At 70.1% G+C, this 26,888-nt stretch carries 17 protein-coding genes; 4 read left to right on the top strand and 13 right to left on the bottom strand.

Translation table 11 applies throughout. From position 1 onward, the window contains the following. The 5 genes from BLU79_RS35840 to BLU79_RS35820 form a co-directional block, all read right to left on the bottom strand. Positions 1 to 559 (bottom strand): flavodoxin-dependent (E)-4-hydroxy-3-methylbut-2-enyl-diphosphate synthase (locus BLU79_RS35840; protein WP_177001306.1); only part of this gene is annotated, 559 nt, incomplete at its 3' end. A 169-nt stretch (positions 560 to 728) separates the two neighbouring features. Continuing rightward, positions 729 to 2,021, bottom strand: coding sequence for a M50 family metallopeptidase (locus BLU79_RS35835; protein WP_177001310.1), 1,293 nt, complete (start codon positions 2,019 to 2,021; stop codon positions 729 to 731). Positions 2,022 to 2,029: 8 nt separating this feature from the next. Beyond that, the gene (gene dxr, locus BLU79_RS35830; RefSeq protein ID WP_093910153.1) at positions 2,030 to 3,292 is read right to left on the bottom strand and encodes a 1-deoxy-D-xylulose-5-phosphate reductoisomerase; all 1,263 of its coding nucleotides are present in this window, start codon (positions 3,290 to 3,292) and stop codon (positions 2,030 to 2,032) included. Positions 3,293 to 3,399: 107 nt separating this feature from the next. Then, entirely contained in the window at positions 3,400 to 5,334 is a 1,935-nt protein-coding gene (locus BLU79_RS35825) for an acyl-CoA dehydrogenase family protein (protein WP_093910152.1), read from the bottom strand. A 110-nt stretch (positions 5,335 to 5,444) separates the two neighbouring features. Continuing rightward, complete coding sequence (locus BLU79_RS35820; protein ID WP_093910151.1) at positions 5,445 to 6,254, bottom strand: GH12 family glycosyl hydrolase domain-containing protein; 810 nt, start codon at positions 6,252 to 6,254, stop codon at positions 5,445 to 5,447. Between the two features lie 226 nt (positions 6,255 to 6,480). Between BLU79_RS35820 and BLU79_RS35815 the strand changes: the two genes are divergently transcribed. The 3 genes from BLU79_RS35815 (at position 6,481) to BLU79_RS35805 (ending at position 10,980) form a co-directional block, all read left to right on the top strand. Beyond that, the gene (locus BLU79_RS35815; protein WP_093910150.1) at positions 6,481 to 7,497 is read left to right on the top strand and encodes a LacI family DNA-binding transcriptional regulator; all 1,017 of its coding nucleotides are present in this window, start codon (positions 6,481 to 6,483) and stop codon (positions 7,495 to 7,497) included. A gap of 119 nt (positions 7,498 to 7,616) precedes the next feature. After that, positions 7,617 to 9,668: a glycoside hydrolase family 31 protein gene (locus BLU79_RS35810; protein WP_093910149.1), complete on the top strand. Its 2,052-nt coding sequence runs from the start codon at positions 7,617 to 7,619 to the stop codon at positions 9,666 to 9,668. Between the two features lie 124 nt (positions 9,669 to 9,792). Beyond that, the gene (locus BLU79_RS35805) at positions 9,793 to 10,980 is read left to right on the top strand and encodes a sulfotransferase family protein (protein WP_093910148.1); all 1,188 of its coding nucleotides are present in this window, start codon (positions 9,793 to 9,795) and stop codon (positions 10,978 to 10,980) included. Between the two features lie 38 nt (positions 10,981 to 11,018). On the opposite strand, the gene BLU79_RS35800 is transcribed toward BLU79_RS35805, so the two are convergent. From BLU79_RS35800 to BLU79_RS35770, 7 genes are all read right to left on the bottom strand, one after another. Then, complete coding sequence (locus tag BLU79_RS35800) at positions 11,019 to 11,735, bottom strand: glycoside hydrolase family 12 protein (protein ID WP_177001305.1); 717 nt, start codon at positions 11,733 to 11,735, stop codon at positions 11,019 to 11,021. Positions 11,736 to 11,793: 58 nt separating this feature from the next. Then, entirely contained in the window at positions 11,794 to 14,007 is a 2,214-nt protein-coding gene (locus BLU79_RS35795) for a glycosyl hydrolase family 95 catalytic domain-containing protein (protein ID WP_093910146.1), read from the bottom strand. Beyond that, positions 14,004 to 15,998 carry a beta-galactosidase gene (locus BLU79_RS35790; protein WP_093910145.1) on the bottom strand — a complete coding sequence of 665 codons (1,995 nt, stop codon included), beginning with the start codon at positions 15,996 to 15,998 and terminating at the stop codon, positions 14,004 to 14,006. The genes BLU79_RS35795 and BLU79_RS35790 overlap by 4 nt, the downstream gene beginning before the upstream one ends. Then, positions 15,998 to 18,223 carry a sialidase family protein gene (locus BLU79_RS35785; RefSeq protein WP_093910173.1) on the bottom strand — a complete coding sequence of 742 codons (2,226 nt, stop codon included), beginning with the start codon at positions 18,221 to 18,223 and terminating at the stop codon, positions 15,998 to 16,000. The genes BLU79_RS35790 and BLU79_RS35785 overlap by 1 nt, the downstream gene beginning before the upstream one ends. 133 nt (positions 18,224 to 18,356) lie before the next feature. Next, positions 18,357 to 19,283: a carbohydrate ABC transporter permease gene (locus tag BLU79_RS35780; RefSeq protein ID WP_093910144.1), complete on the bottom strand. Its 927-nt coding sequence runs from the start codon at positions 19,281 to 19,283 to the stop codon at positions 18,357 to 18,359. Then, the gene (locus BLU79_RS35775) at positions 19,280 to 20,329 is read right to left on the bottom strand and encodes an ABC transporter permease (protein WP_093910143.1); all 1,050 of its coding nucleotides are present in this window, start codon (positions 20,327 to 20,329) and stop codon (positions 19,280 to 19,282) included. Before BLU79_RS35775 ends, BLU79_RS35780 begins: the two co-directional genes overlap by 4 nt. Then, positions 20,329 to 21,999, bottom strand: a complete 1,671-nt coding sequence (locus BLU79_RS35770; RefSeq protein ID WP_093910142.1) for an extracellular solute-binding protein — start codon at positions 21,997 to 21,999, stop codon at positions 20,329 to 20,331. Before BLU79_RS35770 ends, BLU79_RS35775 begins: the two co-directional genes overlap by 1 nt. Before the next feature lie 370 nt (positions 22,000 to 22,369). On the opposite strand from BLU79_RS35770, the gene BLU79_RS35760 reads away from it, so the two are divergent. After that, positions 22,370 to 25,207: a glycoside hydrolase family 3 C-terminal domain-containing protein gene (locus tag BLU79_RS35760; protein WP_093910141.1), complete on the top strand. Its 2,838-nt coding sequence runs from the start codon at positions 22,370 to 22,372 to the stop codon at positions 25,205 to 25,207. 119 nt (positions 25,208 to 25,326) lie between these two features. On the opposite strand, the gene BLU79_RS35755 is transcribed toward BLU79_RS35760, so the two are convergent. After that, positions 25,327 to 26,772, bottom strand: a complete 1,446-nt coding sequence (locus BLU79_RS35755) for an aldehyde dehydrogenase family protein (RefSeq protein ID WP_093910140.1) — start codon at positions 26,770 to 26,772, stop codon at positions 25,327 to 25,329. Between the last annotated feature and the right edge of the window lie 116 nt (positions 26,773 to 26,888).

Here is a 26,888-nt window from a genome sequence, read left to right as displayed (position 1 = left end):
TGATGTCCCGGAAGTCGTGCTCCTCGAAGAGCGACGCCTCCCACAGGGCCGACTCGACCAGGGCCTCGGGCGTCGCCTTGCCGTACTTCTGCAGCAGACGCCGGTCCAGCGAACCCGCGTTGACGCCGATCCGGATCGGCGTGCCGTGGTCCTTGGCCGCCCGCGCGATCTCCTTGACCTTGTCGTCGAACTGCTTGATGTTGCCGGGGTTCACACGGACCGCCGCACAGCCCGCCTCGATCGCGGCGAAGACGTACTTCGGCTGGAAGTGGATGTCCGCGATCACCGGGATCTGCGACTTGCGGGCGATCGTCGAGAGCGCGTCCGCGTCGTCCTGCGTCGGACAGGCCACCCGCACGATCTGGCAGCCGGACGCCGTGAGCTCGGCGATCTGCTGGAGAGTGGCACCGATGTCCGACGTACGCGTCGTCGTCATCGACTGGACCGAGACCGGTGCGTCCCCGCCGACCGCCACGGATCCGACCTGGATCTGGCGGCTCTTCCGGCGCTCGGCGATCTTGGTCGGTACGGACGGCATGCCGAGAGAAATCGCAGTCATCTGCTGTGCAACCCCAAGTCGTGGATCAAGGTCCGGTCCCGTCAGCAGCGGGCTCCAGGCTTCGAGATTACGGCACCGAGCCTCACCCCAGCACATCACGGCCCGTAAACCCACTCAATGGAAGGCGGCCCGGGACATACGATCCCGGGCCGCCTCGAACTCCGTATGACTAGGAGATTCTGACTGGGTTAACCACGTCCGCGACCAGCACGAGCAGCGTGAAGCAGATGAAGATCCCGGCGACCACGTACGCCACCGGCATGAGCTTCGCCACGTCGAACGGGCCCGGGTCCGGGCGGCGCAGCACCTTCGCCGTGTTCCGGCGCAGCGACTCCCACAGGGCGCCCGCGATATGGCCGCCGTCCAGCGGCAGCAACGGGAGCATGTTGAAGAGGAACAGGGAGAGGTTGAAGCCGGCCAGGAGGAAGACGAACGTGGCCAGCTGTTGCGAGGCCGGGATGTCGAGGGTCGCGATCTCGCCGCTCACCCTCGCCGCGCCGACGATGCCCATCGGGGAGTCCGGTTCGCGCGGGCCGTCGCCGAAGGCGGCGTCCCACAGGGCGGGGATCTTGGAGGGCAGGGCCACGAGGGAATCGACGGCGTCGCCGACCCGGTCGGACATCCAGACCACCGAGTCGCCGAAGTCCTGTTTGACGACGCCGGTGGCGGCGCTGAAGCCGAGGAAGCCGGCCTGGACGTAGTCGTCCTTGACATACGCCCCGCTGGCGTCCTTCTTCACGACCCAGTTGGTGGCGATCTTCGCGTGCAGGGTCACTTCCTGGCCCTTGCGGTCGACGACGATCGGGACGTCCTTGCCGGCGCTCTCGCGGATGAGGTCGGAGAGGGTGTTCCAGTCCTCGGTGCGTACCCCGCCGAAGGAGACGATCTTGTCGCCGGCCTTCATGCCCGCGGCGGCGGCCGGGGACCTCTCGTCGGACGCCTTGCAGTCGTCGCGGTTCTCCTTCTGGTCGATGACGCACTGGGAGACCGAGCTGACGGTGGTGGTCTGCTGCTGGATGCCGAAGCCCATCAGCACGGTGAGGAACAGCGCCACCGCGAGGACGAGGTTCATGAAGGGGCCGGCGAACATCACGATGACGCGCTTCCACGGCTTGCGCGTGTAGAAGAGGCGGCTCTCGTCACCCGGCTTGAGCTCCTCGAACGCGGCCGAGCGGGCGTCCTCGATCATGCCGCGCCAGGGGGATGTGGAGCGTGCCTCCAGGCGGCCGTCCGGTCCCGGCGGGAACATGCCGATCATGCGGATGTAGCCGCCGAACGGGATCGCCTTGACGCCGTACTCGGTATCGCCCTTCTTCCGCGACCAGAGGGTCGGGCCGAAGCCGACCATGTACTGCGGCACGCGGATGCCGAACAGCTTGGCCGTGGACAGGTGGCCCAGCTCGTGCCATGCGATCGAGAACAGCAGCCCGACCGCGAACAGCACTATGCCGAGGATGAACATCAGGGTCGTCATGCACGGGCCTCCGCCGTGTGTGCCGCCAGTTCCCGGGCCCGACTGCGTGCCCAGGTCTCCGCTTCGAGGACGTCCGCGACGGTGAGAGAAGTTCCCGTGCGCGGGGCTCCGTGTTCCTCCACCACCCTTGTCACGGTCTCCATGATCCCGTTGAACGGCAGCGCGCCGGCCCGGAAGGCCTCCACGCACTCCTCGTTGGCCGCATTGAACACCGCTGGTGCCGTGCCCGCGAGCTCACCCACGTGGCGCGCCAGGTTGACCGACGGGAACGCGTCGTTGTCGAGCGGGAAGAACTCCCAGGTCGACGCCTTGCTCCAGTCGAAGGTGGGCGCGGCGTCGGGGACGCGCTCCGGCCAGCCGAGGCCGATGGCGATCGGCCCGCGCATGTCGGGGGGTGTCGCCTGGGCGATCGTGGATCCGTCCGTGAACTCAACCATCGAGTGAACATACGACTGGGGATGCACGACCACCTCAATGCGGTCGAAGGAAATGTCGTAGAGCAGGTGCGCCTCGATGACCTCCAGACCCTTGTTGACGAGGGTCGCGGAGTTGATCGTGATGACCGGGCCCATGGCCCAGGTGGGGTGTGCGAGGGCGTCCTCGACCGTCACGTTCGCCAGCTCGGCCTTCGTACGGCCGCGGAAGGGGCCGCCGGACGCGGTGACCACGAGTTTGCGTACGTCCGCGCGCGAGCCGGACGCCAGCGCCTGGAACAGGGCCGCGTGCTCGGAGTCGACCGGGATGATCTGCCCGGGCTTGGCGAGCGCCTTGACCAGCGGGCCGCCGACGATGAGCGACTCCTTGTTGGCGAGCGCCAGGGTGCGGCCCGCCTCCAGGGCGGCGAGGGTGGGGGCGAGACCGATGGAGCCGGTGATGCCGTTCAGCACGGTGTGGCAGTCGGACGCCGCGAGCTGGGTGGCGGCCTCCGGGCCGGCCAGGATCTCCGGGAGCGGCTCCCCCGTGCCGTACTGGGCCCGCAGGGCCTCCCGCAGCGCCGGCACGACGTCCTCGCGGGCGACCGCGACGGTCCGCACCTTCAGCCGGTACGCCTGCTCGGCGAGGAGGGCGACCCGGCCGCCGTTCGCGGACAGGGCGGTGACCCGGAACCGGTCGGGGTTGCGCAGCACTAGGTCGATGGCCTGGGTGCCGATCGAGCCGGTGGAGCCGAGGATCACCACGTCCTTGGGGCCGTCGCCCGCCACGGGGTCGTAGACGAGATGCGGGTCGGCGAGGGCGCGGGGGGCTGGACTGTCGCTCATCCCTCCATTGTGGCCGCAACGGCTGACGGGAAGGACAGGGCGTCCCCATCCGGCGGGTAACAGGATGGTGAGGGGTCGCTGCGGGCAGTGACCCCTCACCGTGACGGTCACCGGATCGGACGGTGCACGTTCTCCCGCTCGCTCGGGCCCGGCGTCGCGTCCGCGATCCATACGCCGCCGTCGTCCGACGGGTCGACGATGCCCTGCTCCAGCCACTCGTAGGTGCCCGCCATCACGCCCTTGACGACCTTGCGGTCGAGGTCGTCGGTGTTGGACCACAGGCGGCCGAAGAGCTCCTCGACGCGCAGCCGGGACTGGCGGCAGAAGGCGTCGGCGAGCTGGTAGGCCTCGCGGCCGTGCTCACCCTGGGCGCGCAGGTGCTCGGCGCGCACACAGGCCGCGCTCATGGCGAACAGTTCGGCGCCGATGTCGACGACCCGGCCGAGGAAGCCCTGCTTGGTCTCCATGCGGCCCTGCCAGCGGGACATGCCGTAGAAGGTGGAGCGGGCCAGCTTGCGGGAGGTGCGCTCGACGTAGCGCAGGTGCGTGGCGAGGTCGACGCCCTGCTTGAACTCGCCGTACGTGTACGGCAGTTGGCCTTGGCCGGCGACCAGCCTCGGCAGCCACTTGGCGTAGAAGACGCCGGCGTTCGCGCCCGCCTTCGCCTTGTCCTGGAGGGACTTGTCGGGGTCGATGAGGTCGCCGGCGACCGACAGGTGGGCGTCGACGGCCTCGCGGGCGATGAGGAGGTGCATGATCTCCGTCGAGCCCTCGAAGATGCGGTTGATGCGCAGGTCGCGCAGAACCTGCTCGGCGGGGACGCCGCGCTCGCCGCGCGCCCGGAGCGAGTCGGCCGTCTCGAAGCCTCGGCCGCCGCGGATCTGGATGAGTTCGTCGGCGATGAGCCAGGCCATCTCGGAGGCGTACAGCTTGGCGAGGGCGCCTTCGATGCGGATGTCGTTGCGGTCCTCGTCCGCCATCTGCGAGGCCAGGTCGGTGACGGCCTCCAGGGCGAAGGTGGTGGCGGCGATGAAGGAGATCTTCGAGCCGACCGCCTCGTGGTGGGCGAGCGGCTTGCCCCACTGCTCGCGCGCCGCCGACCACTCGCGGGCGATCTTCAGGCACCACTTGCCCGCCGCGACGCAGGACGCGGGCAGGGAGAGCCGCCCGGTGTTCAGCGTGGTGAGCGCGATCTTCAGGCCGGCGCCCTCGGGGCCGATGCGGTTGGCGGCGGGGACACGGACCTGGTGGAAGCGGGTGACGCCGTTCTCGATGCCGCGCAGGCCCATGAAGGCGTTGCGGTTCTCGACCGTGATGCCGGGCGAGTTCGTCTCGACGACGAAGGCCGTGATGCCGCCCTTGTGGTCCTCGGACTTGGGCACGCGCGCCATCACGACGAGAAGGTCGGCGACCACGCCGTTGGTCGTCCACAGCTTGACCCCGTCGAGGACGTAGTCGTCCCCGTCCGGTACGGCGGAGGTGGCCAGGCGCGCCGGGTCGGAGCCGACGTCGGGCTCGGTCAGCAGGAAGGCGCTGATGTCGGTGCGGGCGCAGCGCGGCAGGAACTGCTCCTTCTGCTCGGGGGTGCCGAACAGCTTGAGCGGCTGCGGTACGCCGATCGACTGATGGGCCGACAGCAGCACGCCGATCGCGGGCGAGGCCGAGCCGGCCAGGGTGAGGGCCTTGTTGTAGTAGACCTGGGTGAGGCCGAGCCCGCCGTACTTGGTGTCGATCTTCATGCCGAAGGCGCCGAGTTCCTTGAGTCCGTCGATCACGTCGTCGGGGATCCGGGACTCGCGTTCGATCAGGGCGCCGTCGACCTTCGTCTCGACGAAGTCACGCAGCTTGGCGAGGAACTCCTCGCCACGCTGGGCCGCCTCGTCGGTCGGCATCGGGTGGGGGTGGATGAGGTCGAGGCGGAAGCGGCCGAGGAACAGTTCCTTGGCGAAGCTGGGCTTGCGCCACTCCTGTTGCCGGGCCGCCTCCGCCACTTGGCGTGCCTCACGCTCAGTGACAGTAGGCTTCGTGGGTGCTGCGGACATGAGGCTCACCTCGCCGCGAATCGGGATCTTGGGCCGTTTGGTTACCGACGGGTGCTACCCGATCGTATGTACCCGATTACGGGCGCCCCCACCACCCCGCACGCAGCCGTTCAGCCGATGTTGACGGAGTACGCCTTGGTGTCCAGACGGCCCGTGCCCTTGAAGACCTCGGTGCCGGACTCGATGCCGGAGACGAACTTGTCGTTGCTCAGCAGATTGCGCCGGACGAGTGCCTGGGTGAAGTCGTCGAGGTCGAGCGTGGCCTCGGTGGTGTTGGCGCGGCGGACGAAGGAGTGGACCTTCCAGCCGATGTCGCCCTCGTAGAGGTCCCACATCGCGCCGCCGAGGCTGACGCTGCCGTACTTGGTGCCGAGCGGGCCGGCGCCGCCCTGGCGGTTGAGCCAGATCATGATCTCGTCGGTGGGCCGGTCCTGCCAGTCGGCGGTGTTCTTGGTGTGCAGCCACAGGTCGTAGGCGACGTTCATGGTGCCGGGGTTGGAGCTGACAGAGAAGTCCCACGTGGTTCGGACGGGCTTGCGGTCGCCGACCCGGATCGGCAGCCCGGTCGTCGCCTTGTCGACCTTCCAGCCCCAGTGCCAGCCGAGCACGGTGGACGCGTACGACTTCACGTCCTCGTCCTTGCCCGTACTGCTGTTGGCGAGGCTGTAGCTCGTGCCCCAGGAGATCGTCGAGCCGGACCGGGAGTTGTCCCAGACGCACTGGGTGCCGGTGTACTTCCCCTCGTTCCACAGGTTGTTGTTCACGTAGTACTTGCCGAGGGTGATCGTGTCGAAGGCCGCGCACTTCTTGCTCGACTCGTCCGCCTGGGCGACCGTGACTCCCGCGGCGGCCGCGAGGGCGACCGTGGAGGCGAGCAGGGTCTTCCGCTTCTTGGACAGGCGCGGTCTGCGGTGTTGCATCGGGGGGTCCTTCCGGGGGACGGTTCCTGTACGCCCTCTCAGTGGCCACCGACCCGCCGGGAGGTTGCCCCCGCGCCGCCGACAGCCTCGTACGAGAAAAGCTGTCGAAGCGCTTCGACAACCTATGGACACCCACGCGTGCCAGAGCTAGTGTCGAACCACCCTCACAACCACCCCTGTACCCACCGCGCACTGTCGAAGCGCTTCACAAAGCTTGGAGAGCTGGATGGTCACCCTCGCCGAGGTCGCCCAGCACGCCGGAGTCTCGGCGAGCACGGTGAGCTATGTCCTCAGTGGCAAGCGGTCCATCTCCACGACCACCCGGCAGCGGGTCGAGCAGAGCATCCGCGAACTCGGCTACCACCCGAACGCGGGCGCCCGAGCCCTGGCCAGCAGCAAGTCGAACATCATCGCGCTGATGATCCCGCTGCGCACCGACATGTATGTGCCGGTGATGATGGAGATCGCCATAGCGGTGGCCACCACGGCCCGCACCCATGGGTACGACGTGCTGCTGCTGACCGGCGAGGAGGGCCCCGACGCCGTACGCCGCGTCACCGGCAGCGGGCTCGCCGACGCGATGATCCTGATGGACGTCCAGCTGGACGACGAGCGGCTGCCACTGCTGCGCGGCACCGACCAGCCGTCCGTGCTGATCGGGCTGCCCGCCGACACCTCGGGGCTGACCTGCGTCGATCTCGACTTCAAGGCGACCGGCGCGCTGTGTGTGGAGCATCTGGCGATGCTGGGGCACCGCGACATCGCTGTCATAGGCGAGGCCCCGGCCGTCTACGAACGGCACACCGGCTTCGCCGAGCGCACGCTCGACGGACTCCGGCTGCGTTCCCAGGAGCTCGGGATGCGGCTGCTGCACCGGCCGTGCGAGGGCGGGTACGACGCGATGGCCGTCACCCTCGCCCGCATCCTCGATGAGCGGCCCAGCACCACCGGGTTCGTCGTGCAGAACGAGTCGGCGGTCGAGCCGCTGCTCGCCCTGCTGCGTCAGCAGGGCCGGGCCGTGCCCGAGGACGTCTCGGTGGTCGGCATCTGCCCCGACCAGGTCGCCACCCAGGCCTCGGTGCGGCTGACGTCGGTCTCCATCCCCGCGCAGGAGATGGGCCGGCACGCCGTGGCGCAGCTGGTCGCCAAGCTCGACGGGCGCGGGAGTGACGAAGTCCTGCTGATCGCACCCGAGTTGACGATCCGGGCGAGTACGGGCCCGGCGCCGTCCAGCACCCACTGACGCTTCTCCGCCACGACCACGGTCGGTTTCACCGCCACCACCCACAGACCGCTTCACCGCCGTGCCCTCGCCGGGCACCCCCATGTCTGCATTCGCTGCCCTCCTGAGGAGCACACCCCGTGAATCAGCCTGCCGAAAACCAGCACCTGCCGGGCGCGGTCAGCCTCGCGCAGTCGTCCCCGACCGTCGGCACGTTCCGTGAGCGGGACGGAGCGCTGGAGTGGAGTGGCCGCCAGGAGACCGTACGCGTCGAGCCGTGGGGTCCGGACGCGGTCCGGGTGCGGGCCCGGCTCGGCGGGCCGGTCCTCGACGGACTGCCCGGCGCCCTGCTGGAGTCCGCCCCGGCCACCGAGTCGACCGTCAAGATCGAGGACGGGCTGGGCGTGCTGACCGTCGGCGCGCTGACCGTCCAGATCGACGCCGAGGGCCTGATCCGCTTCCTGCGCACCGAGGACGGCACGGAGGTGCTCGCCGAGGAGCGCGCCCACTTCTGGTGGCCCGGCCCGCGCCTCTACACGGCCGTCGGCAACGGCTACCACCGCCTGGAGCAGCGCTTCGCCGCCTACGACGACGAGAAGCTGTACGGCCTCGGCCAGCACCAGCACGGCCGGTTCGACCAGAAGGGCCTGGTCCTCGATCTGGTCCAGCGCAACGCCGAGGTCGGCATCCCGGTGCTGTCCTCCAGCCGCGGCTACACCCTGCTGTGGAACAACCCGGCGATCGGCCGCGTGGAGCTGGCGCACAACGGCACCCGGTGGGTCGCCGACTCCGCCCGCCAGATCGACTACTGGATCACCGCGGGCGCCCCGGCCGACGGCCAGCGCCGCTACAGCGCGGTGACGGGCCGTACGCCGATGCTGCCGGAGTGGGCGGCGGGCTTCTGGCAGTGCAAGCTGCGCTACCGCACCCAGGACGAACTCCTCGCCGTGGCCCGGGAGTACAAGCGCCGGGGCCTGCCGATCTCCGCGATCGTCTGCGACTTCTTCCACTGGACGCACCTCGGCGAGTGGAAGTTCGACCCGAAGGAGTGGCCGGACCCGGCGGCGATGGTGCGTGAACTGGACGAGCTCGGTATCAAGCTCGTCGTCTCCGTCTGGCCCTCGGTGTCCCCCCTCTCCGAGAACCACCCGGTCATGGAGCAGCGCGGCTACTTCATCGGCACCCAGTACGGACCGATGGCGCACGCCGACTGGCCCGACAAGGAGGTGGCCTCGACCGTCCAGGTGGCGTTCTACGACGCCACGAACCCGGACGCCCGCGCGTTCCTGTGGTCGAAGGTCAAGCAGAACTACCTCGACCCGTACGGCATCACCGCCTTCTGGCTGGACGCCTGCGAGCCCGAGCTGAAGCCCGGCTTCCAGGAGAACCTGCGCTACTGGACGGGCCCCGGCCTGGAGGTCGGCAACAGCTACCCCGCCGAGAACTCCCGCACCTTCTACGACGGCCTCCAGGCGTCCGGCGAGGACGAGGTGATCACCCTCAACCGCTCGGCGTGGGCGGGCAGTCAGCGCTACGGCGCCGCCCTGTGGTCCGGCGACATCGGCACCGACTTCCCGACCCTGCGCCGCCAGATCGCGGCCGGTCTCAACACCGCGCTGTCCGGCATCCCCTGGTGGAACACCGACATCGGCGGCTTCCACGGCGGCGACCCGGACGACCCGGCGTACCGCGAGGTGATGGTCCGCTGGTTCCAGTTCGGCGCCCTGTCCCCGCTGATGCGCCTGCACGGCTTCCGCGACCCGGGCATGCCGCTCGGCCCGGAGATGACCGGCGGCCCGAACGAGGTGTGGTCGTACGGCGAGGAGGCCGGCGCGATCCTGGAGAAGTACCTGCGGCTGCGCGAGCGCCTGAAGCCGTATGTGCTGCAGGTGATGCGCGAGGCCCACGAGGAGGGCCTGCCGGTGCTACGACCGCTGTTCCTGGAGTTCCCCGAGGACCAGGCGGCCTGGCCGGTCGACGACGCCTATCTCTTCGGCCGCGATCTGCTGGTCGCGCCGGTGCTGACGGCGGGCGCGACGGCCCGCACGACGTACCTGCCGGCGGGCGCGAGCTGGACGGACGCGTGGACCGGGGAGACGTACGAGGGCGGTACGACCGTGACGGTCGACGCCCCGCTGGACCGCATCCCGCTGTTTCTGCGGGACGGGGCGCGGCTGCCTGTAGCGGAGTAGCCGTGTCGAGGGTCTGTCAGGCAGGCCCCGAGGGGGCGGCCGGACGATGGAGGTCATCCGGTCGCCCTCTCACATGTCCAACTTGCTTTTTCTGACGGCCAGTTGAGCGCGATAGGGTCCTTCCGTGTCCACGCCTCCGCTCGTCCTCGCCCTGGCCAACCAGCTGCTGCGGCCGGCCTTCGGATCCCGGCGCGACCCGGACCGGATCTTCGACCGGATCGCCGTGGAAGCGGGCGAGGCGCACGGGGACCGGCAGTTCGTCGACGACTTCCGGGCGCTGCTGGGCTGGTGGGCGAAGGCGGAGAACCTCACGCCGGTGGGCTGGCAGTCGGCGCAGGTCTTCGTGCGCAGGCATCTCGCCAACCGGGCCCGGGTGCGGGGGCTGATCGCCGCGCATCCCGAGATCGAGCGGGAGCCGATCGAGCAGCCGGTGTTCGTGGTGGGCCTGCCGCGCACCGCGACGACGGTCACCCACGCCGTGCTGTCGCTGGCGGAGGCGCACCGCAGCCCGCTGCTCTGGGAACTGCTCGCGCCCGGCCCAAAGTTGCCGCCCCGCGAGCGTCGCAAGGCGGTCACGGCGGGCCGCCGGATGGTCCAGGGCACCAACCTCTTCGCGCCGCGCTTCCGCGACATCCACCCGATGGCCGCCGAGGGCCCGGAGGAGTGCACCTTCGCCCTCCCCCACGCCCTGATGCCGCTGTCGCAGGCGCTGATCCCCGAGTACGCGCAGTGGTATTGCGAGCGGGACTTCACCGACGACTACCGGTATCTCAGGCAGGTGTTCCAGGTCCTTCAGTACGGCCGGCCGCGCCGCCGCTGGATCCTCAAGTCCCCGCTGCATCTGGGCAACCTGGACGCGCTGCGCACGGCGTTCCCGGACGCCACGATCGTGTGGTGCCACCGCGACCCGGTGACCGCCGTGGCCTCGTTCTGCAGCCTGATCGAGCACGGCATGGCCGTCAGCTCCCGCCCCCTGGACCTGCACGGCATCGGGGCCACCTGGTTCGGTCTGCTGAGCCGTGCGATGGAACGCGGTCTGCGGGCCCGCGCCGCCATCCCCCGGGAGGCACTGGTGGACGCGCCGTACTCCTGGCTCGCCGCGGAGCCGGCCACGGGGGCTCCGAAGCTCTACGACGCCATCGGCGCCCGCTGGAGCGACGCCGAGGCGGCCCGGCTCCCCGAGGCCGTCGCCCGCCCGAAGGGCACCCGGCCCCACCGGTACGACCTGGCCCGCTATGGCCTTACCCACGCCGAGGTCGAGTCGGCGTTCGCGGACTACAACGCGCTGCGGGCCGAGGTCGACCGCGCCTGACGAGCAGGCGACGGACCGGCCCCGGCCCCGATGACACCTCAGCTGCTGCTGACCGTCAGGTTGTTGGTGACGAAGTCGAGCCCGCCGGACGACGAGGTGACCTCGTAGCCGAACTGCACATCACCTATGGTCTCGCTGCCGGCCATCCAGCCCTTGGTGTTGGCGATCCAGCCGAGGATGGACTTGATGTCCACGCTGCCGGAGCTGGAGTCGGAGGTCCGCAGGAACGAGAAGACCTCGTTCGCGCCGTTGGTGCCCTTGTAGACGGTCCAGGTGTGGCCGCCGACCGTGACGTTGCCCTGTGAGGTGCCGAGCGGGCCGACGGCTCCGTTGTAGTTGACCCAGAGCATGATCTCGTAGTCGTAGTCGGTGTCCCAGATGTCGTACGACGTGTTGTACGCGCCGGACGACGGGACGGAGACGTTGTAGCTGCTGGTGAGCGAGCCGAGGGAGGCGATCGTCTTGTTGATCACCTTCTTGGAGTTGGGGTAGGACTTGATGCCGCCGGTGCCCGGGTGGTTGGCCCAGACACCCCAGTTGGTGCCGGAGTTGGCCCAGATGCACTGGCTGCCGGCGCCGGAGCCCCAGATGTTGTTGTAGAGCGTGTAGCCGCCCAGGCTGGTATTGCCCCACTGGTCGCAGGAGTTCCAGACGGCCGCCGAGGCGGGGGCGGAGGCGAGGCCGACGGTGGCGCCGATGGCCATCGCCGGGGCCAGCACCGCCATGGTGATCTTGCGCAGGGCGCTCTTTGCCATGGTGTCCCTTTCCATGGGTGGGGGGGAGTGGGGGGATTTGCGGCGGATTTGCGGGGTGCTACCACGCCCCCAGGCTGAGGACGTGGTCTTCTCCGGCGACGAGGTCGAGCGGTTGGGCGTCGCCGGTGGAAGTCCGGAGTTCGATGCGGTGGGAGCGGGTCGGCTTCAGGACTGCTGTGGCTCCCTCGGGCGTCCAGGTCAGATCGACTTCCGCGCCGAACCGGGTGCGTACGCCCCGGAGCCGGCCCTGCGGGAGGGCGGGCGGCAGCGCGGGCAGCAGGACCAGCCGGTCCGGGGTCGACTGCACGAGCATCTCGATCAGTACGGCGGGCAGGGTGTGCGCGGCGTCCGCGTTGTAGACGTCGCGGTTCGGGTAGTGGGCGCTCATCAGGGAGGCGTGGAAGAAGTCGCCGCCCAGGACCTGGTCGAGGGCGTGGGCGACCCGGCCGCCGTCCCTGAGGCGGGCCGCGATCAGGGCGTGGTGCAGGTGGCCGTGCGCGGAGTCGTTCTCGGCGCCCCTCAGTTCGAGGGCGCGGTGGGCGGCCGCCGCGAGGCCGGGGGTGTCGTACGGGGTGATCTCGTCGAGCGGCCAGACGCCGTAGAGGTGGCTGAGGTGACGGTGGTCGTACGAGTCCCGCAGACCGGGCCAGGCCCATTCGGCGAGGGCGCCGTCGTCGTTGATCCGGTGCGGGGGGAGGCGGTCGGCGAGGGTGCGCCAGCGGTCGGCGTGCTCCGGGTGGTACCGGGCGGCCGTGAGCAGGGCGTGCCGGGCCGCGGAGAGATCCATGGCGGCGTTGATCGTGCCCCAGCTCGCGTTCGCCGGGCGGTTCTCGGGCGAGTAGGAGGGGACGACGACCAGGTTGCCCTCGACGTCGGTGCGGGTGAGGAAGTCCTCGTAGAACCGGGCGACTTCGGCGAGGGCGGCGGCGGTGCGCGGGTCGCGGTCGCCGCGTGTCTCGTCGTGGTCGACGAGGGGCTTGAGGAGCCAGTCGGCGCCGGCGGTCCACAGGTGCAGCGGGTACTCGCGACTGAAGTGGTAGATGTGCCCGGACTCGCCGTCGGTGTGGGCGGGGGCCACCACGCCACGGATGCCGAAGATCGCGCGGGCGTTGTCGCGCCAGTGGTCCAACTGCCCGTGGATCAGGGCGGCGTGTGCCTCGGTGACCTCCGGCAGCGCGGCGGCCGCGGCCGATGCGGTCTGGAGGTTGAGGTTGGCGTCGGTGGTGAACGCGCCCGACCAGGCGGTGTTCCAGTCGCCGGTCCACAGGCCGGTGAGGCGGGGCGGCAGCATCCCGGAGGCGGAGAGCAGGTGGTAGCGGCCGGCCGCGAAGAGGCGTTCCAGGAGGGCGGGGCTCTTCGGACGGCTCACCAACTCGGAGCCCGGGAGGGCGCGTTCGGCTTCCTCGGCGCCGAGGTCGAGGCCGGCGCGGAGGTAGGCCGGGCGGTGCAGGGCGGTGTGGCGGGCGAGGAGGCGGTCGTACGGGTCGTCGTGGTCGCCGTCGCCGCCTGGGATGAGGGCGCGCAGGGCGGCTGCCTCGGCGAGGGCGTCCACCTCGCCGGTGTGGCGCCGGACGCGGGTGAGCAGAAGCAGCGAGCGGGCCCCCTCGACGCGGATGCCGGGCAGGGAGGAGCGGAGGGTGCCGCCGGTGACGACGGCGAGGGTGACGCCCGTGTACGCGCGGTCGCTGCCGGGGTAGCGGACGCGGAGCGTGACGAGCGCGCCCTCGGGGGTGAGGACGGCGCTGTGGCCGACCGCCAGGCCATGGGGGGCGCCCGGCAGTTGGGGGTCCAGGGTCACGTCGGTGGTGAGGCCGGGTTCGGTGACGTACTGGACGACGACGTCGTCGGCGCGGGAGACGAAGACCTCGCTGCGCCGGCCGGCGCGGTGGGCGGTGAGCACGCCGGTGGTGAAGTCGGCCTCGCGCCGGTAGTCGCCGTGCTCCTCGGCGGCGGGGCGGCGCAGCCGGATCCGGAAGGCGGGGTGGAAGGGCTGCACCCATTGCAGCCCTCGCCCGTCGGTGAAGCCTTCCGCCGCGGTGACGTCTCCGCCGAGCAACCGGTCCTGCAGGCACGGGAGTTCGGCGGCGAGGGCGGGCGGACGGGCGTGCTCGGCGCCGTTGGGGCGGACCAGGGTGTGATGGTTGACGATGACCTGGTCGTCGTTCGGATCACCGAACACCATGACGCCGTGTCGGCCGTTCCCGCTCAGGAAGGCGTCCTCCCAGCGGGCGGCGGGTGCGGGTTCCCAGGTGCCGTGCACCGGGCCGGTCATGGCGCCGCCTCCAGCACGGCCACCCCGTACCGCCCCAGCTCCACCCCGTCGGTGACGCTCGCGCCGGTCAGCAGGTCGCGGTGGCGGCCGGGCAGCGGCACGGTGACGCCGTCACGCCCATGGTTGAGCAGGAACAGCAGCTCGCCCCGGCGTACGGCCTCCACGCCGGCCGGGAGCCCGGCGAGGGTCGGTCGTGCGCCCGCGTCGGCGGCGATGTCGGCGAGCAGTGTGCGCAGGGCGTGCGGTTCGGGGAGGGTGGAGACGTACCAGGCGCGGCCCTTGCGCAGGACGGCCGGGAGTCCGTCCAACTCGCCGCCCTTGTAGGGGATCACGGCGTCCACGTCGTCGGCGGCCTCGATCTCCTCGGACCAGAGGGTGCCGTGGAAGCCCTCGATGTCGGTCCTCTCGCCCGCGTCGAGCGGCCACCACTCGTGCAGGACGCGGATGCCGAACAGGTCGCGCAGGCGGGCGTCCATGCCGCCCTCGCGCACCCGGTCGTCCTCGTCGGCGACGCCGGTCTGGAAGCCGGAGATCAGGGTGCCGCCCTGGTTCACGTAGGCGACGAGGTTGTCGATGGCCGCGTCCGTCATCAGGTACAGCTGCGGGACGACGACCAGCTTGTAGGCGGACAGGTCCTGCTCGGGGCGGGCGAAGTCGGCGACGGTGTGCGCCTCCCACAGCGCGCGGTGCCAGGCACGGACGACCTGCGGATAGTCGACCTCGCCGGACAGCCGCCCGTCCTGCTGGCTCGCCCACCAGGCGTCCCAGTCGAGGAGTACGGCGACCTCGGCCGCCTCGACCCGGGTGTCCGCCACTTTCTCGCTCAGCAGGGCGAGTTCGGCACCGATCCGCTTGACCTCCTGGAAGGTGCGGCCCCGCTCCCCCGCGTGGCTGACCATCCCGGAGTGGAACTTCTCCGAGCCCTGACGGGACTGCCGCCACTGGAAGTAGCAGACGGCGTCGGCGCCGCGGGCCACGGCCTGGAGGGACCAGAGGCGGTTGAGGCCGGCCGGCTTGGGGTGGTTGACCCCGCGCCAGTTGACCGGCCCGGCCGCCTGCTCCATGACCATCCAGGGACCGCCGCGGGCCTGCGACCGCGTCATGTCATGGATCAGCGCCCCGTACTGCCCGCCGAACGGATCACGAGGATCCGGATAGATGTCGATCGAGACGACGTCCTCCTGCTCGACCCAGACCCATGCGTCCTGCCCCTGATAGAACGGCATGAAGTTGGTCGTCACCGGGATGTCCGGGCTGTGCCGGGCGACGATGTCGCGCTCGGCGAGGTAGCACTCCAGCAGCGCGTCGGACGTGAACCGCTTGAAGTCCAGCACCTGCGTGGGGTTCTTCATGTAGTGCGCCCGGCGCGGCGGCAGGACCTCGTACCAGTCGCCGTAGCCCTGACTCCAAAATGCCGTCCCCCAGGCCTCGTTGAGGGTGTCGAGCGTGCCGTACTTGGCCCGGAGCCAGCCGCGGAAGGCGTCCTCGGCCTCGTCGCCCCAGTCGTAGGTGCAGTACTCGTTGTTGATGTGCCACATCCGCAGGGCGGGGTGAGTGCCGTAGCGGGCGGCGAGGTCCTCGGTGATGGCGGCGGCGTAGCGCCGGTAGGTGGCGCTGGAGTGCGAGAAGTGCTGCCGGGAGCCCCACCACTCGGTGCGGCCGTCCTCGTCACGCGGAAGCGTCTCGGGGTGCAGCCGCCCCATCCACGGCGGCGGTGAGGAGGTCGGGGTGGCGAGGACGACACCGATGCCGTTCTCGTGCATCAGGTCCATCAGCCGGTCCAGCCACCCGAAGTCCCGTGCACCGGGCCGGGGTTCGAGCTTGGCCCAGGAGAAGACGCCGAGGGTGACGGAGTTGACCCCGGCGTCCTTCATCAGCCGGACGTCCTCGTGCCAGGTCTCCTCGGGCCACTGCTCGGGGTTGTAGTCGCCGCCGAAGAGGAGGCGGCCTCGGGTGGCGTCGCTCAGGGCGGGTCCTTGTCGCTCCGGCATCAGACGGGCTCCCCGTACTGCACGCCGCGCCCGTTGGTGGCGAGGAAGACCCGGCCGTACACGCGCGGGTCACCGGTGATCGTCTCGCCGGTCCAGCCCCACTGGTGCTGGTCGTCGTTGATCCGCACCCAGGTCTTGGCCTCGTCGTCGGACCGGTAGACGGCGGTGATGCTCTCGGTGGAGCCGACCTGGTAGATCGCCGGATAGTCCGCCCCGTCGGCCGCCTTGCCGAACCCGAGGGTGTACGAGGCCCAGCAGCTGGCGACCTTGGTGAAGGCGGCGCCGCCGTCGGTGGACCGGTAGAGCCCGTTCCACTTGGCGGAGAGCCACAGGTCACCGGTCCTGCCGGGCGCGGCGACCACCTTGAACTGGCTGTCCCCCTTGGGCAGTCCGGTCGCACGGGCGGTGAAGGTACGGCCACTGTCAGTGCTGGCGAGTAGCGTTCCCGTGTCGGTGTCGTACGCGTAGAAGAGCGTCGGGTCGGCCGGGTCGGCGACCGGCGTGGCGCCCTTCGGGAAGGAGGAGACCTCGGACCAGGTGGTGCCGTTGTCCGTGGAGCGGTAGGCGGGGTACTTCGTGCCGTCCCAGTGCACGAAGACCCAGAGCAGCACGCTGCCGTCGGCGTTGGTGGCGATCGGCCCCGGTGCGTTCTTGGCGACGTCGGGCTGGGCCTTGAAGGGCGCCCAGGTCTGCCCCCCGTCGTTCGAGTAGGCGCCGTTGCCGTTGTCGCCCCAGCCGGTGCGGACGACGTACGCCGGCTCGGCCGCGGCCTGCGCGAGCCCCGTCGCCGACCCGAACACGGGGTTCGTGGCCATGCCGCGCGAGGGGGACGCCGTGAGCGACTCGTGGTACATCACGCCGATGTCCCCGTTGCCGCTGATCAGATGCGCCTGCCCGACCGGAGGCGAGATCAGCTGGCGCACGGACGTCTCCTCCAGGCCGCGGATCTGCGGGGCCCAGTTCTTCAGGTCCCGCGTGCCGTAGAGGGTCGCGCCGGTGCCGTAGACGATGTGCCGCGAGTCGTACGGGTCCAGGCCGACGGCCTGGACCCACCACCCGAACTTGGGCTTGTCCCCGCCCCAGTTGAGATAGGGGGTCTCGGACACGTCGAAGACGGCGGAGTCCTTCAGGGAGACCCAGGTCCGGCCCCCGTCGGTGCTCCGGTACAGGGTGTCGACGGCCGCCCACCGGTTGTTGGTGGAGACCACGACGGTGCCGGGACGCCGGGCGTCGACGGCGACGCCGCCGTAGGCGAAGGTGTCGGCGGAGCCGTCGGCCGTGGTGCCGCCCGGCTTCACGGGTGTGACGTCCTTCCAGATAGCGGTCGTCGTGCACAGCTTGTGCAGGCTGCCGTCGGACTGCCCGTTGGGGCCGGGCGCGTCGGCGTACGTCACGTACAGCTCACGGGTGTGGCGGTCGTACGCGGCGCGGACAGGGACCTTGGCGGCGGCGCCGGAGGGCTGCCCCAAAACGGCCTCCCACGTGGTGCCGTCAGCGGTCCGGTACAGGTTCGCGGCCCCCGCGGTGCCGTCACCGTCCCCCCAGCCGACGTACAGGCTGCGCCCTGCGGCGACGAGGAGGGTGACGCCCTGCCCGGTGGCGCTCGGGGAACCGGGGAATCCCATCGCGGCGGCCCAAGTGGCGCCCCGGTCGGTCGACTTGAGCAGCCCGTCGTGCCGGGTCCCCAGCCACAGGGTGTCACTGTCCCGCGGATCGACGAGCAGCCGCTCCCCGCATCCGCGCCCGTCCTCGTTGCCGCCCAGCTTCACCGTGAGGTCGGTACGCGTCCAGGTGGCGCCACGGTCGTCGGAGCGCAGGACGGCACCGTTGCCGGCCCAGGACTGGGCGTAGGTGCCCAGGGCGAGGTAGACGCGATCGGGGTGGGCGGGGTCGACGGCGATGGCCTCGACGCCGAGGAGGTTCCAGTCGTCCCAGCCGAGGTGGTCGGTCAGCGGGGTCCAGCGGGCGGCGCGTTCGTCCCAGCGGTAGGCGCCGCCGATGTCGGTACGGGCGTAGGCGAGGCCGCGCACGGACGGGTGGAAGAGGACGCCGGTGATGAATCCGGTGCCGCCCATGACGGCGTTGCGCCAGCGGTATGCGTGGCCGGCGGCGGCAGTGGGCTCTGCGGCGGAGGCGTGCCCTGTCAGGGAGGGGAGAGTGGTGAGCGCGGCGGCGGCTGCGGTGCCGGCGAGAACGGTTCGTCTGCTGGGTCGGGACGTGCGCATGGACATACCTCGTTCTTGCAACGGGGGTGCGGATACCTACCTGGGGGCGCGGGGAACTGCGCGACCAGCCATGACGAAGCCGCAGACAACGAACAACCGTTGGCCCTACGGCGCAGATCTCCTGAAGTGAGCGTCAGCCCTTGATGGCTCCGGTGAGCATGCCCTTCTTGAAGTGCCGCTGGACGAAGGGGGAGGCGACCGCGACGGGGATCAGGGCGAGGACCATGACCGCCATCTGCAGCCCCAGCGCGGACAACTGCCCGGTACGGACCGCCTGCTGGAGGCCGGTCGGCGCCTCGGTGTTCTTCTGGACCAGTTGGATGAGCACGTTCTGCAGCGGCATCATCTCCTGGTCGCTGAGGTAGATGGAGGCGTTGAACCAGGCACTCCAGTAGCCGACCGCGTAGAACAGCGAGATGACGGCCAGCACCGCCCGGGACAGCGGCATGATGATGGTCAGCAGGATCCGAAAGTCGCCTGCCCCGTCGATGCGGGCGGACTCGGTGAGCTCGGGTGAGATCCCCATGAAGAAGGCCCGCAGGACAAGGATGTTGAAGACGCTGACCGCGCTCGGCAGGATCAGCGACAGATAGGTGTCGGTGAGGCCCAGCGACTGCACCAGCAGGTACGTCGGGATGAGGCCGGCACCGAAGAACATCGTCGCCATCATGGTCATCAGGAAGAACCGGTGGCCCAGACTGCCCGGGCGGGACAGGCCGTAGGCCGCGAGCACCGACACCGTCATCGAGAACAGCGTGCCGACGAGCGTGACACCGACCGAGACCATGATGGCCCGGCTGACCTGGCCGCCGCTGAGCAGTTCGGTGTAGTTGACGAAGGTGATGCCCTGGGGGATCACGACGAGGCCGCCGACCCGGTCGATCACCGGCTTCGGGGAGAGGCTGGTGACGATCACGATCCACAGCGGACCGAGTACCCCCAGGCAACAGAGCACGAGGAGGCCGCTCTTGGCGGTGAGTCCGGCCTTGCTCGGCGGCTCCTCCCACACAGGGCGGGCGGGCGCCTTCAGGCTGCGGATCAGCTGCGTGTTGAGGCTCATTTCTTGTACACCCCCTGCTCGCCGAGCAGGTGCGCGAACTTGTTCGCGCCCAGGACGAGACACACTCCGATGGCTCCCTTGACGAGGCCGACCGCGGCCGCGTAGCTGAAGTCGCCGTTCTGGATGCCCATGTTCCACACGTAGGTGTCCAGGACCTCGCTGGCCCCCACGCCGACCGCGTCCCGCTGGAGCAGGAACTGCTCGAAGCCCACGCTCAGCGCGTCGCCCACCCGCAGGACCAGCAGCAGCGCGATCACCGGGCGCAGCGCGGGCAGCGTGACGTGCCACATGCGCCGCCGGCGCCCCGCGCCGTCCATGGCGGCGGCCTCGTACAGGTCGGTGCTGACGGCGGCCAGTGCGGCGAGGAAGACGATGATCCCCCAGCCGGCGTCCTTCCACACGGCCTGTGCGGTGACCAGGTACTTGAACAGGTCCGCGTTGGTCATCAGGTCGAAGCCGCTCCACCCGTGGTCCTCCAGGGTCTGCGCGATGATGCCCGCACCGCCGAAGACCTGCTGGAACACGGTGACCACGAGGACCCAGGAGAAGAAGTGCGGCAGATACATGATCGCCTGCGCCACGGCCCGCACCCGGGGCCGGATCACACTGTTGATGAGCAGGGCGAGGGCGATGGGGATCGGGAAGAACAGCACCAGTTGGAGCAGGAAGAGGACGATGGTGTTCTTCGCGGCGTCCCAGAACAGGGGGTCGTCGATCATCCGCGAGAACTGCTCCACGCCCACCCAGGGGCTGTGGAAGATCGCCGTGATGCCGTTGCTGGAGACGTACGGGTCGTAGTCCTGGAAGGCGACGACGTTGCCGAGCAGCGGCACGTAGTTGAAAAGCAGGAGCAGAACGATGACGGGCAGCGTCATCAGGATGAGCGTGCGGTCCCGGCGCAACCGGAGCCGCCAGGGAACCTTGCCCGCCCCGCTCGCCCTGCGCGGCACCCGTTCCTTCTCCGCGGCGGCGACCGCGGCCGTCGGCTCCTCGACGGCCACGGGGGGACGGGCCCCGTCAGGCCGGCTCCCGGCCGTGAGAGACATCAGTTGCCGCTGCCATTCTTGTCGATGAGCTCCTTGTACCAGTCGCGCAGCTTGTCGCCGCCGGAGGACTTCCAGGTGGAGATGGCGGCCTGCACGTCCGACAGCTTCTTGTGGCCGCGTACGTAGTCGATCTCCAACTGCTCGAACTGGCTGGCGAGGTTGGCGTAGCGGGTCGGCTCGACGATGTTCATGCCGTACGTGGACGTCTTCGTCATGAAGGCACCCATCCGCTGCTGCCACTCGACCTGCTTGCGGGCGATGTCGGGGAAGTCGGGGTGGGCGAAGTAAGGAGCCGGGGCCGCCAGCATCACCCAGGCGTTGACCACCTCGGAGTTGCCCTGGTCGGTCTTGACCGGGACGCCGTCCTTCACCTTGTAGTGGGTGCCCTCGACGCCGTAGTCGACGAGCATCCGCTCCTTGGTGCCATAGGGCGCTGCCGCGAAGTCGGCCGCGGCCAACGCGTTTTCGACCGTCGCCTTCGAGGCGCCCTTGCGGATCATCGACCAGATACCGGCGGGCTGGGCCGCCGTCAGCTTCGGGTTGCCACCGTCCGCGCCGAAGATGTCCATACCCTCGATCTGGAAGTCCGGGTTGGACGCGGCCTGTTCGGCGGTCTTCCCGTACCAGGAGGACATGTCGTTGTTGAAGACGAGGATCTGGCCGGCGGTGAAACGGTTCCCCGCGTCGCCCGAGCGCGCCTTGTCGTCGGGATGGACGACGCCCGCGTCGAACAGCTTGCGCGTCCACTCCAGGGCTTCGAGGTACTCGGGCTGCTCGACACGGTAGATCAGCTTGCCGTCGGAACCGATGTTCCAGCCGAGCGTCCCGGAGGGACGGACACCGAAGATGTTCCACGCCGTCCAGTTCATGTCGCCGCAGGCCCACACCTTGGCCTTGGCGCTGGTGGCCTCCTTGGCCCAACTGAGGAACTCGTCGGGCGACTTGGGTACGGAGTAGCCCTTCTTGTCGAAGATGTCCTTGCGGTAGTAGGGCACGATGAACGACGCGGTGGCGGCCGGCATCGGAATGCCGCGCAGCGCACCGCCGAAGATGCCCATGCGCCAGGCGTCGGAAGGGATCGCGGCCAGGTTCGGGTATTTCTTGACCTTGTCGCCCGCCAGGTAGGGGCCGAGGTCCATGAACTTCGCGGTGACCGCGTTCGCGATCTTGCCGACCAGTTCCCAGCCGGGCACGACCACCATGTCGGGTATGGAGCTGGAGGCGAGGACGGCGCCCAGCTTCTGGCCGTAGGTGTTGCCGTCCTGGTTCTGCCAGGTGATCTTGGTGCCCGCCGCGGCGTCGAGTGCCGTGTAGTAGGGGTTGCCGGCCTTCGGCGGGGAGCCCCAGAACGGGGACATGATCTTGAAGGAGGCGCCGGTGCCGAGCTTCTCCGGAACCGAGGCCGTCAGGGCCGCGAGGTCGACCTTGCCGGTATAGCCGGACGCCGAACCGTTCTTCGACGCAAGGTCTGGCTTGGCGACCGTGCTGGCGACGAACGTCGGGAGCATCTTGTCCGCGGCCTTGCCCGACGTGGTTCCCTCTCGCGAACCGCCGTCCGAACCGCCGCAGGCGGAGAGCAGCGGCATCCCACCGGCCACCGCTGCGGTGGCGACCGCCGTGGAGGCGAGGAAACTTCTCCGGCTGGGTCCGGAGGCGGCGTTCGGCGTCATTGCGTCAACCCTTCATGGCGCACCTGGACACCCGGCGGTGGGCCGTCGGCTGCGGTGTCTGAGTGGAACTGGCTGAGCTGAAGCGTCCTCCGACCATTGCCGAGAGCCGCGCACCCTTGGAACGGGCGGAACTCGTAGTCGAAGCGCTTCGATGTTGCTGCGAGGTTAAGTGAAGGCATGGGGGTGCACAAGGGTCATGTCCAGGATTCCTCCGAGGTATGGAGGAACTGACCGCTCTCATGTGCCGCTTGAAATAACGGTCAGGAGTCGGAGTTGTTGCGCCGGGGCGTCTTGACACCCACCCCCAGGTCGAATGAGCATCGAAGCGCTTCGAAAGCGCCTCGCCGCTCCACCGCAAGGGGATCCCCACGTGACCGCACAAACGCCGCCTACGCCGCCTTTCCGCGATCAGCGACTGCCGTTCGCGAAGCGCATCGACGACCTTCTGTCGCGGCTCACGCTCGACGAGAAGATCGGATTCCTGCACCAGTTCGCGCCCGCCGTGGAGCGACTCGGTGTCGCCGAATTCCGCACCGGCCAGGAGGCGTTGCACGGTGTCGCCTGGATGGGCCCGGCGACCGTCTTCCCCCAGGCCGTCGGCCTGGGCGCGACCTGGAACACGGACCTCGTACGACGCGTCGGCGAGGCCGTCTCCAAGGAGACCCGCGCGATGCGCGCCCGCGACGACCGCGTGGGCCTCAACGTCTGGTCCCCCACCGTCAACCTCCTGCGCCACCCCTTGTGGGGCCGTAACGAGGAGGGCTACTCGGAGGACCCGAAGCTCACCTCGGCCATCGCCGTCGCGTACACCCGTGGCCTGCGCGGCGACCACCCGACGTACTGGCGCACCGCGCCCGTCCTCAAGCACTGGCTGGCCCACAACAACGAGACGGGCCGCGATGTCACGTCCTCCTCGGTCCGCCCGCGCGTCCTGCACGAGTACGACCTGCGCGCCTTCCGCGAGACGGTCGAGGCGGGCGCGACGGCCGGGGTGATGCCGGCGTACAACCTGGTCAACGGCCGCCCCAACCACGTCTCGCCGTATCTGCGCGAGCACCTGCGCACCTGGACCGACGAGGATCTGCTGGTCTGCTCGGACGCGGGCGCGCCGTCGAACCTGGTCGACTCCGAGCACTACTTCGACACCCACGAGGAAGCGACGGCCGCAGCGATCCTCGCCGGCGTCGACAGCTTCACCGACCATGGCACCGACAGCTCGAAGATCACCGCACGGGTGCGCGGGGCCCTGGAGCAGGGCCTGCTGACCGAGTCGGATCTCGACGCTGCGGTCCGTCGCCAGCTCTCGGTCCGCTTCCGTCTCGGCGAGTTCGACCCGGAGTACGACCCGCACGCGCTCACCGGGGACTTCGACACTCCGGCCCACCGTGCCCTGGCCCAGGAGGCCGCGGAGCAGTCGGTCGTCCTGCTCAAGAACAGCGGCGGCCTGCTGCCGCTCGCGCCCGACACCCGGCTCGCGGTGGTCGGCCTGCTCGCCGACGAGTGCAAGCTCGACTGGTACAGCGGCACGCTCATCCACCGCTCCACCCCGCTGGAGGGCCTGTACGAGCGGTTCGGCGCGGAGCGCGTGGAGTTCGCGGAGGGCGTGGACCGCGTCCTGCTGAAGACCTCGGCCGGAACCTTCCTGCACGTCCCCGAGGCGGACGCCGCCGACGAGGTGCGCGGCGCCGAGGGCGCCCTGGACCCGGCGCTCCTGGCGGGCCGCACGGACCTGCCCCCGCTGACCACCGACCCGACCGGCACCGAGTTCGCCCTCGTCGACTGGGGCGAGGGCGTGCTGACCCTGCGCGCCCCCGACGGCCGCTACCTCTCCGTCGCCGAGGACGGCCGTGTCCGCGCCTCCGCCGACCAGCCCGGAGGCTGGGTCGTCCAGGAGACATTCCGCCTGGAACCGCACGAGAACGGACACCTCCTTCGGCACATCGGTACGGGTCACCACGTCTCTGTCGCCGCCGACGGCGTCAGGGTTGCCGAAGCGAATCCGGAAATCTTCCAGGTCATAGTCGTCGAAAGCGGAGAAGACGCAGTAACCCGGGTCACGTCAGAGGCGGACGTGGTCCTGGTGGTCGCGGGCAACGACCCGCACATCAACGGCCGCGAGACCGAGGACCGCCCGACCCTCGCCCTCCCCGCCCACCAGGAGCGCCTGCTGCGCGCGGCCCGCTCCACCAACCCCAACACGGTGCTGGCACTGGTGTCGGCGTACCCGTACGCGGTCGACCCGGCCGCCCTCCCGGCGATCCTCTGGACGTCCCACGGCGGCCAGGCGGCCGGCACCGCCCTGGCCCGCGTCCTGGCCGGCGACGTCTCCCCCGCCGGCCGCCTCCCGCAGACCTGGTACGCGGACGACGCCGACCTGCCCGACCTCCTCGACTACGACGTGATCGGCAGCCGCCAGACCTACCTGTACTTCGAGGGCACCCCCCTGTTCCCGTTCGGCCACGGCCTGTCCTACGCGGCCTTCTCGTACGCCGATCCGAGGACGACGGTGGGCGACGACGCCGTGGAGGTCTCCTTCACGGTCACCAACACCGGTGACGTGACGGCCGACGAGGTGGCCCAGCTCTACATCCGCGCCGTGGACCCGACCGTGCCGCGCCCGCGCCGTGAACTGGTGGCGCACGACCGGGTGCGCCTGGAACCCGGCGAGCAGCGGGAGCTGACCTTCGAAGTCCCCTTGTCGGCCTTCGACTTCTGGGACGTGGCGCGCGGCGGATGGCGTCGCGAGGCGGGCCCGTACGAGCTGCTGGCCGGCGCCTCCAGTGAGGACGTCCGCCTGCGCACGACCGTCCTCCTGGACGGCGAGGCCGCGGCACCGCGCAATGTCCTTCAACTCGGTCTGAGCGCGGCCGACTTCGACGACCAGAGCGGCGTCGCGATCGTCGACCGCACGAAGACGTCGGGCGACGCGGTGACGGCGGCGCAGGGCAGGTCGGCCGAACTGGTCTACCGGGACTGCGACTTCGGGGACGGTGTCGCGGAGGTGACGGCGGCGGTCGCGGGCGACGGAGTGGTCGAGATCTCGCTGGACGGGGGCCCGGCGCTGGCCGTACTGACGTCCCGGGCATCGGACGCGAGCCCGTACGACTACACGACGCTGAGCGCCGAGATCATCGCCGAGGGCGTTCGTGACGTGCACGTCAGACTGCGCGGCCCACTGCGGCTCGCGCATGTCGGCTTCTCCGGTTGAGGGTCCGGACGAGGCCGGCACAAAGAAGGGGCCCGGCACCGGAAGGCATCGGTGCCGGGCCCCTTCGGGGATCCTATGTGAAAATGGTTCCCATTAGCTAGGGGTGGAGAGAGGCTCGCTCAGAGAGCGATGCCGGTGAGGACCATCACCCGCTCGTAGGTGTAGTCGTCCATCGCGAACTTCACGCCCTCACGCCCCACGCCGGACTGCTTGACGCCGCCGTACGGCATCTGGTCGGCACGGTAGGAGGGGACGTCGCCGATGACGACGCCACCGACCTCCAGTGCCCGGTGGGCACGGAAGGCGGTCTGCAGGTCGTGCGTGAACACGCCTGCCTGGAGGCCGTACTTGGACTCGTTGACGGCGGCGAAGGCGGCGGCCTCCCCGTCGACCTTCTGCACGGTGAGGACGGGCCCGAAGACCTCCTCGCAGGCGAGGGTGACGTCGGACGGTACGTCGGTGAGGACGGTCGGCGCGTAGGAGGCGCCGTCGCGCTTGCCGCCGGCGAGGAGACGGGCGCCCGCGGCGACGGCCTCGTCGACCCAGGTCTCGACACGCTTGGCGGCGTCCTCGCTGACCAGCGGCCCGACGTCGGTCGCGTCGTCGCTCGGGTCACCGGTGACCTGGGCCTCGACGGCCGCGACGATGCGCGGCACGAGCCGGTCGTACACGGACGCGTCCGCGATCACCCGCTGCACGGAGATGCAGGACTGGCCGCCCTGGTAGTTGGAGAAGGTGGCGATGCGGGTGGCGGCCCAGTCGAGGTCCTGGTCGCTCGCGAAGTCGCCGAGCACGACCGCCGCGCCGTTGCCGCCCAACTCCAGGGTGCAGTGCTTGCGCGGCACCGAGTCCATGATCGCGTAGCCGACCGTCTCGGAGCCGGTGAAGGAGATCACGGGCAGGCGCGGGTCCTGGACGAGCGCGGGCATCCGGTCGTTGGCGACCGGCAGGATGCTCCAGGCACCGGCGGGCAGCTCGGTCTCGGCGAGCAGCTCACCGATGACCAGCCCGGACAGCGGGGTGGCCGGGGCGGGCTTCAGGATGATCGGCGCACCGGCCGCGATGGCCGGGGCGATCTTGTGGGCGCACAGGTTCAGCGGGAAGTTGAACGGCGCGATGCCGAGCACGACGCCCTTGGGGAAGCGCCGCGTGAAGGCGAGCCGCCCCTGACCGCCGAGGTCGGTGTCGAGCCGCTGGGCCTCGCCGCCGTTGAACCGCCGGGCCTCCTCGGCCGCGAACCGGAACACGGACACGGCACGGCCGACCTCGCCGCGGGCCCACTTCATGGGCTTGCCGTTCTCGGCGGAGATCAGCCGGGCGATCTCCTCGGTCCGCTCGACGAGCCGCCTGCTGACGTGGTCGAGGGCGGCGGCACGCGCATGGGCCGGCGTCGCGGCGAACTGGTCCCGGACGGCGTACGCGGCGGCCACGGCCTCCTCGACCTGCGCGTCCGTCGGCACACTCACCGTGCCGACGACCCGCCCGTCCCACGGGGAGGTGACATCGAGGCTGTCCTCGCCACTTGCCTGGCGACCGGCGAGCCAGAAGGCGTGGGTGGAAGTCATAGGAGTCCCGGCCCTTCCGCGTTGGGGGTCTTCATGAGGTTCGGGGTCCACGGTAGGGGTGCGGGGGCGGAGGGGCGTTTGTCCGAGGTGTAGTGGTGCGGGTGAGGGGTGCGCCG

Origin of the sequence: Streptomyces sp. cf386, assembly GCF_900103585.1 — a bacterium.
Classification (GTDB): domain Bacteria; phylum Actinomycetota; class Actinomycetes; order Streptomycetales; family Streptomycetaceae; genus Streptomyces.
The sequence above is the reverse complement of the archived record's forward strand: the minus strand, read 5'-3'. Positions and strand labels throughout refer to the sequence as shown.

Bases quoted from the DNA above. Each gene is read 5' to 3' on its own strand.
- BLU79_RS35835 (WP_177001310.1), bottom strand. From the start codon at position 2,021: ATGTTCATCCTCGGCATAGTGCTGTTCGCGGTCGGGCTGCTGTTCTCG.
- dxr (WP_093910153.1), bottom strand. From the start codon at position 3,292: ATGAGCGACAGTCCAGCCCCCCGCGCCCTCGCCGACCCGCATCTCGTC.
- BLU79_RS35825 (WP_093910152.1), bottom strand. From the start codon at position 5,334: ATGTCCGCAGCACCCACGAAGCCTACTGTCACTGAGCGTGAGGCACGC.
- BLU79_RS35820 (WP_093910151.1), bottom strand. From the start codon at position 6,254: ATGCAACACCGCAGACCGCGCCTGTCCAAGAAGCGGAAGACCCTGCTC.
- BLU79_RS35815 (WP_093910150.1), top strand. From the start codon at position 6,481: ATGGTCACCCTCGCCGAGGTCGCCCAGCACGCCGGAGTCTCGGCGAGC.
- BLU79_RS35800 (WP_177001305.1), bottom strand. From the start codon at position 11,735: ATGGCAAAGAGCGCCCTGCGCAAGATCACCATGGCGGTGCTGGCCCCG.
- BLU79_RS35795 (WP_093910146.1), bottom strand. From the start codon at position 14,007: ATGACCGGCCCGGTGCACGGCACCTGGGAACCCGCACCCGCCGCCCGC.
- BLU79_RS35790 (WP_093910145.1), bottom strand. From the start codon at position 15,998: ATGCCGGAGCGACAAGGACCCGCCCTGAGCGACGCCACCCGAGGCCGC.
- BLU79_RS35785 (WP_093910173.1), bottom strand. From the start codon at position 18,223: ATGCGCACGTCCCGACCCAGCAGACGAACCGTTCTCGCCGGCACCGCA.
- BLU79_RS35780 (WP_093910144.1), bottom strand. From the start codon at position 19,283: ATGAGCCTCAACACGCAGCTGATCCGCAGCCTGAAGGCGCCCGCCCGC.
- BLU79_RS35775 (WP_093910143.1), bottom strand. From the start codon at position 20,329: ATGTCTCTCACGGCCGGGAGCCGGCCTGACGGGGCCCGTCCCCCCGTG.
- BLU79_RS35770 (WP_093910142.1), bottom strand. From the start codon at position 21,999: ATGACGCCGAACGCCGCCTCCGGACCCAGCCGGAGAAGTTTCCTCGCC.
- BLU79_RS35755 (WP_093910140.1), bottom strand. From the start codon at position 26,772: ATGACTTCCACCCACGCCTTCTGGCTCGCCGGTCGCCAGGCAAGTGGC.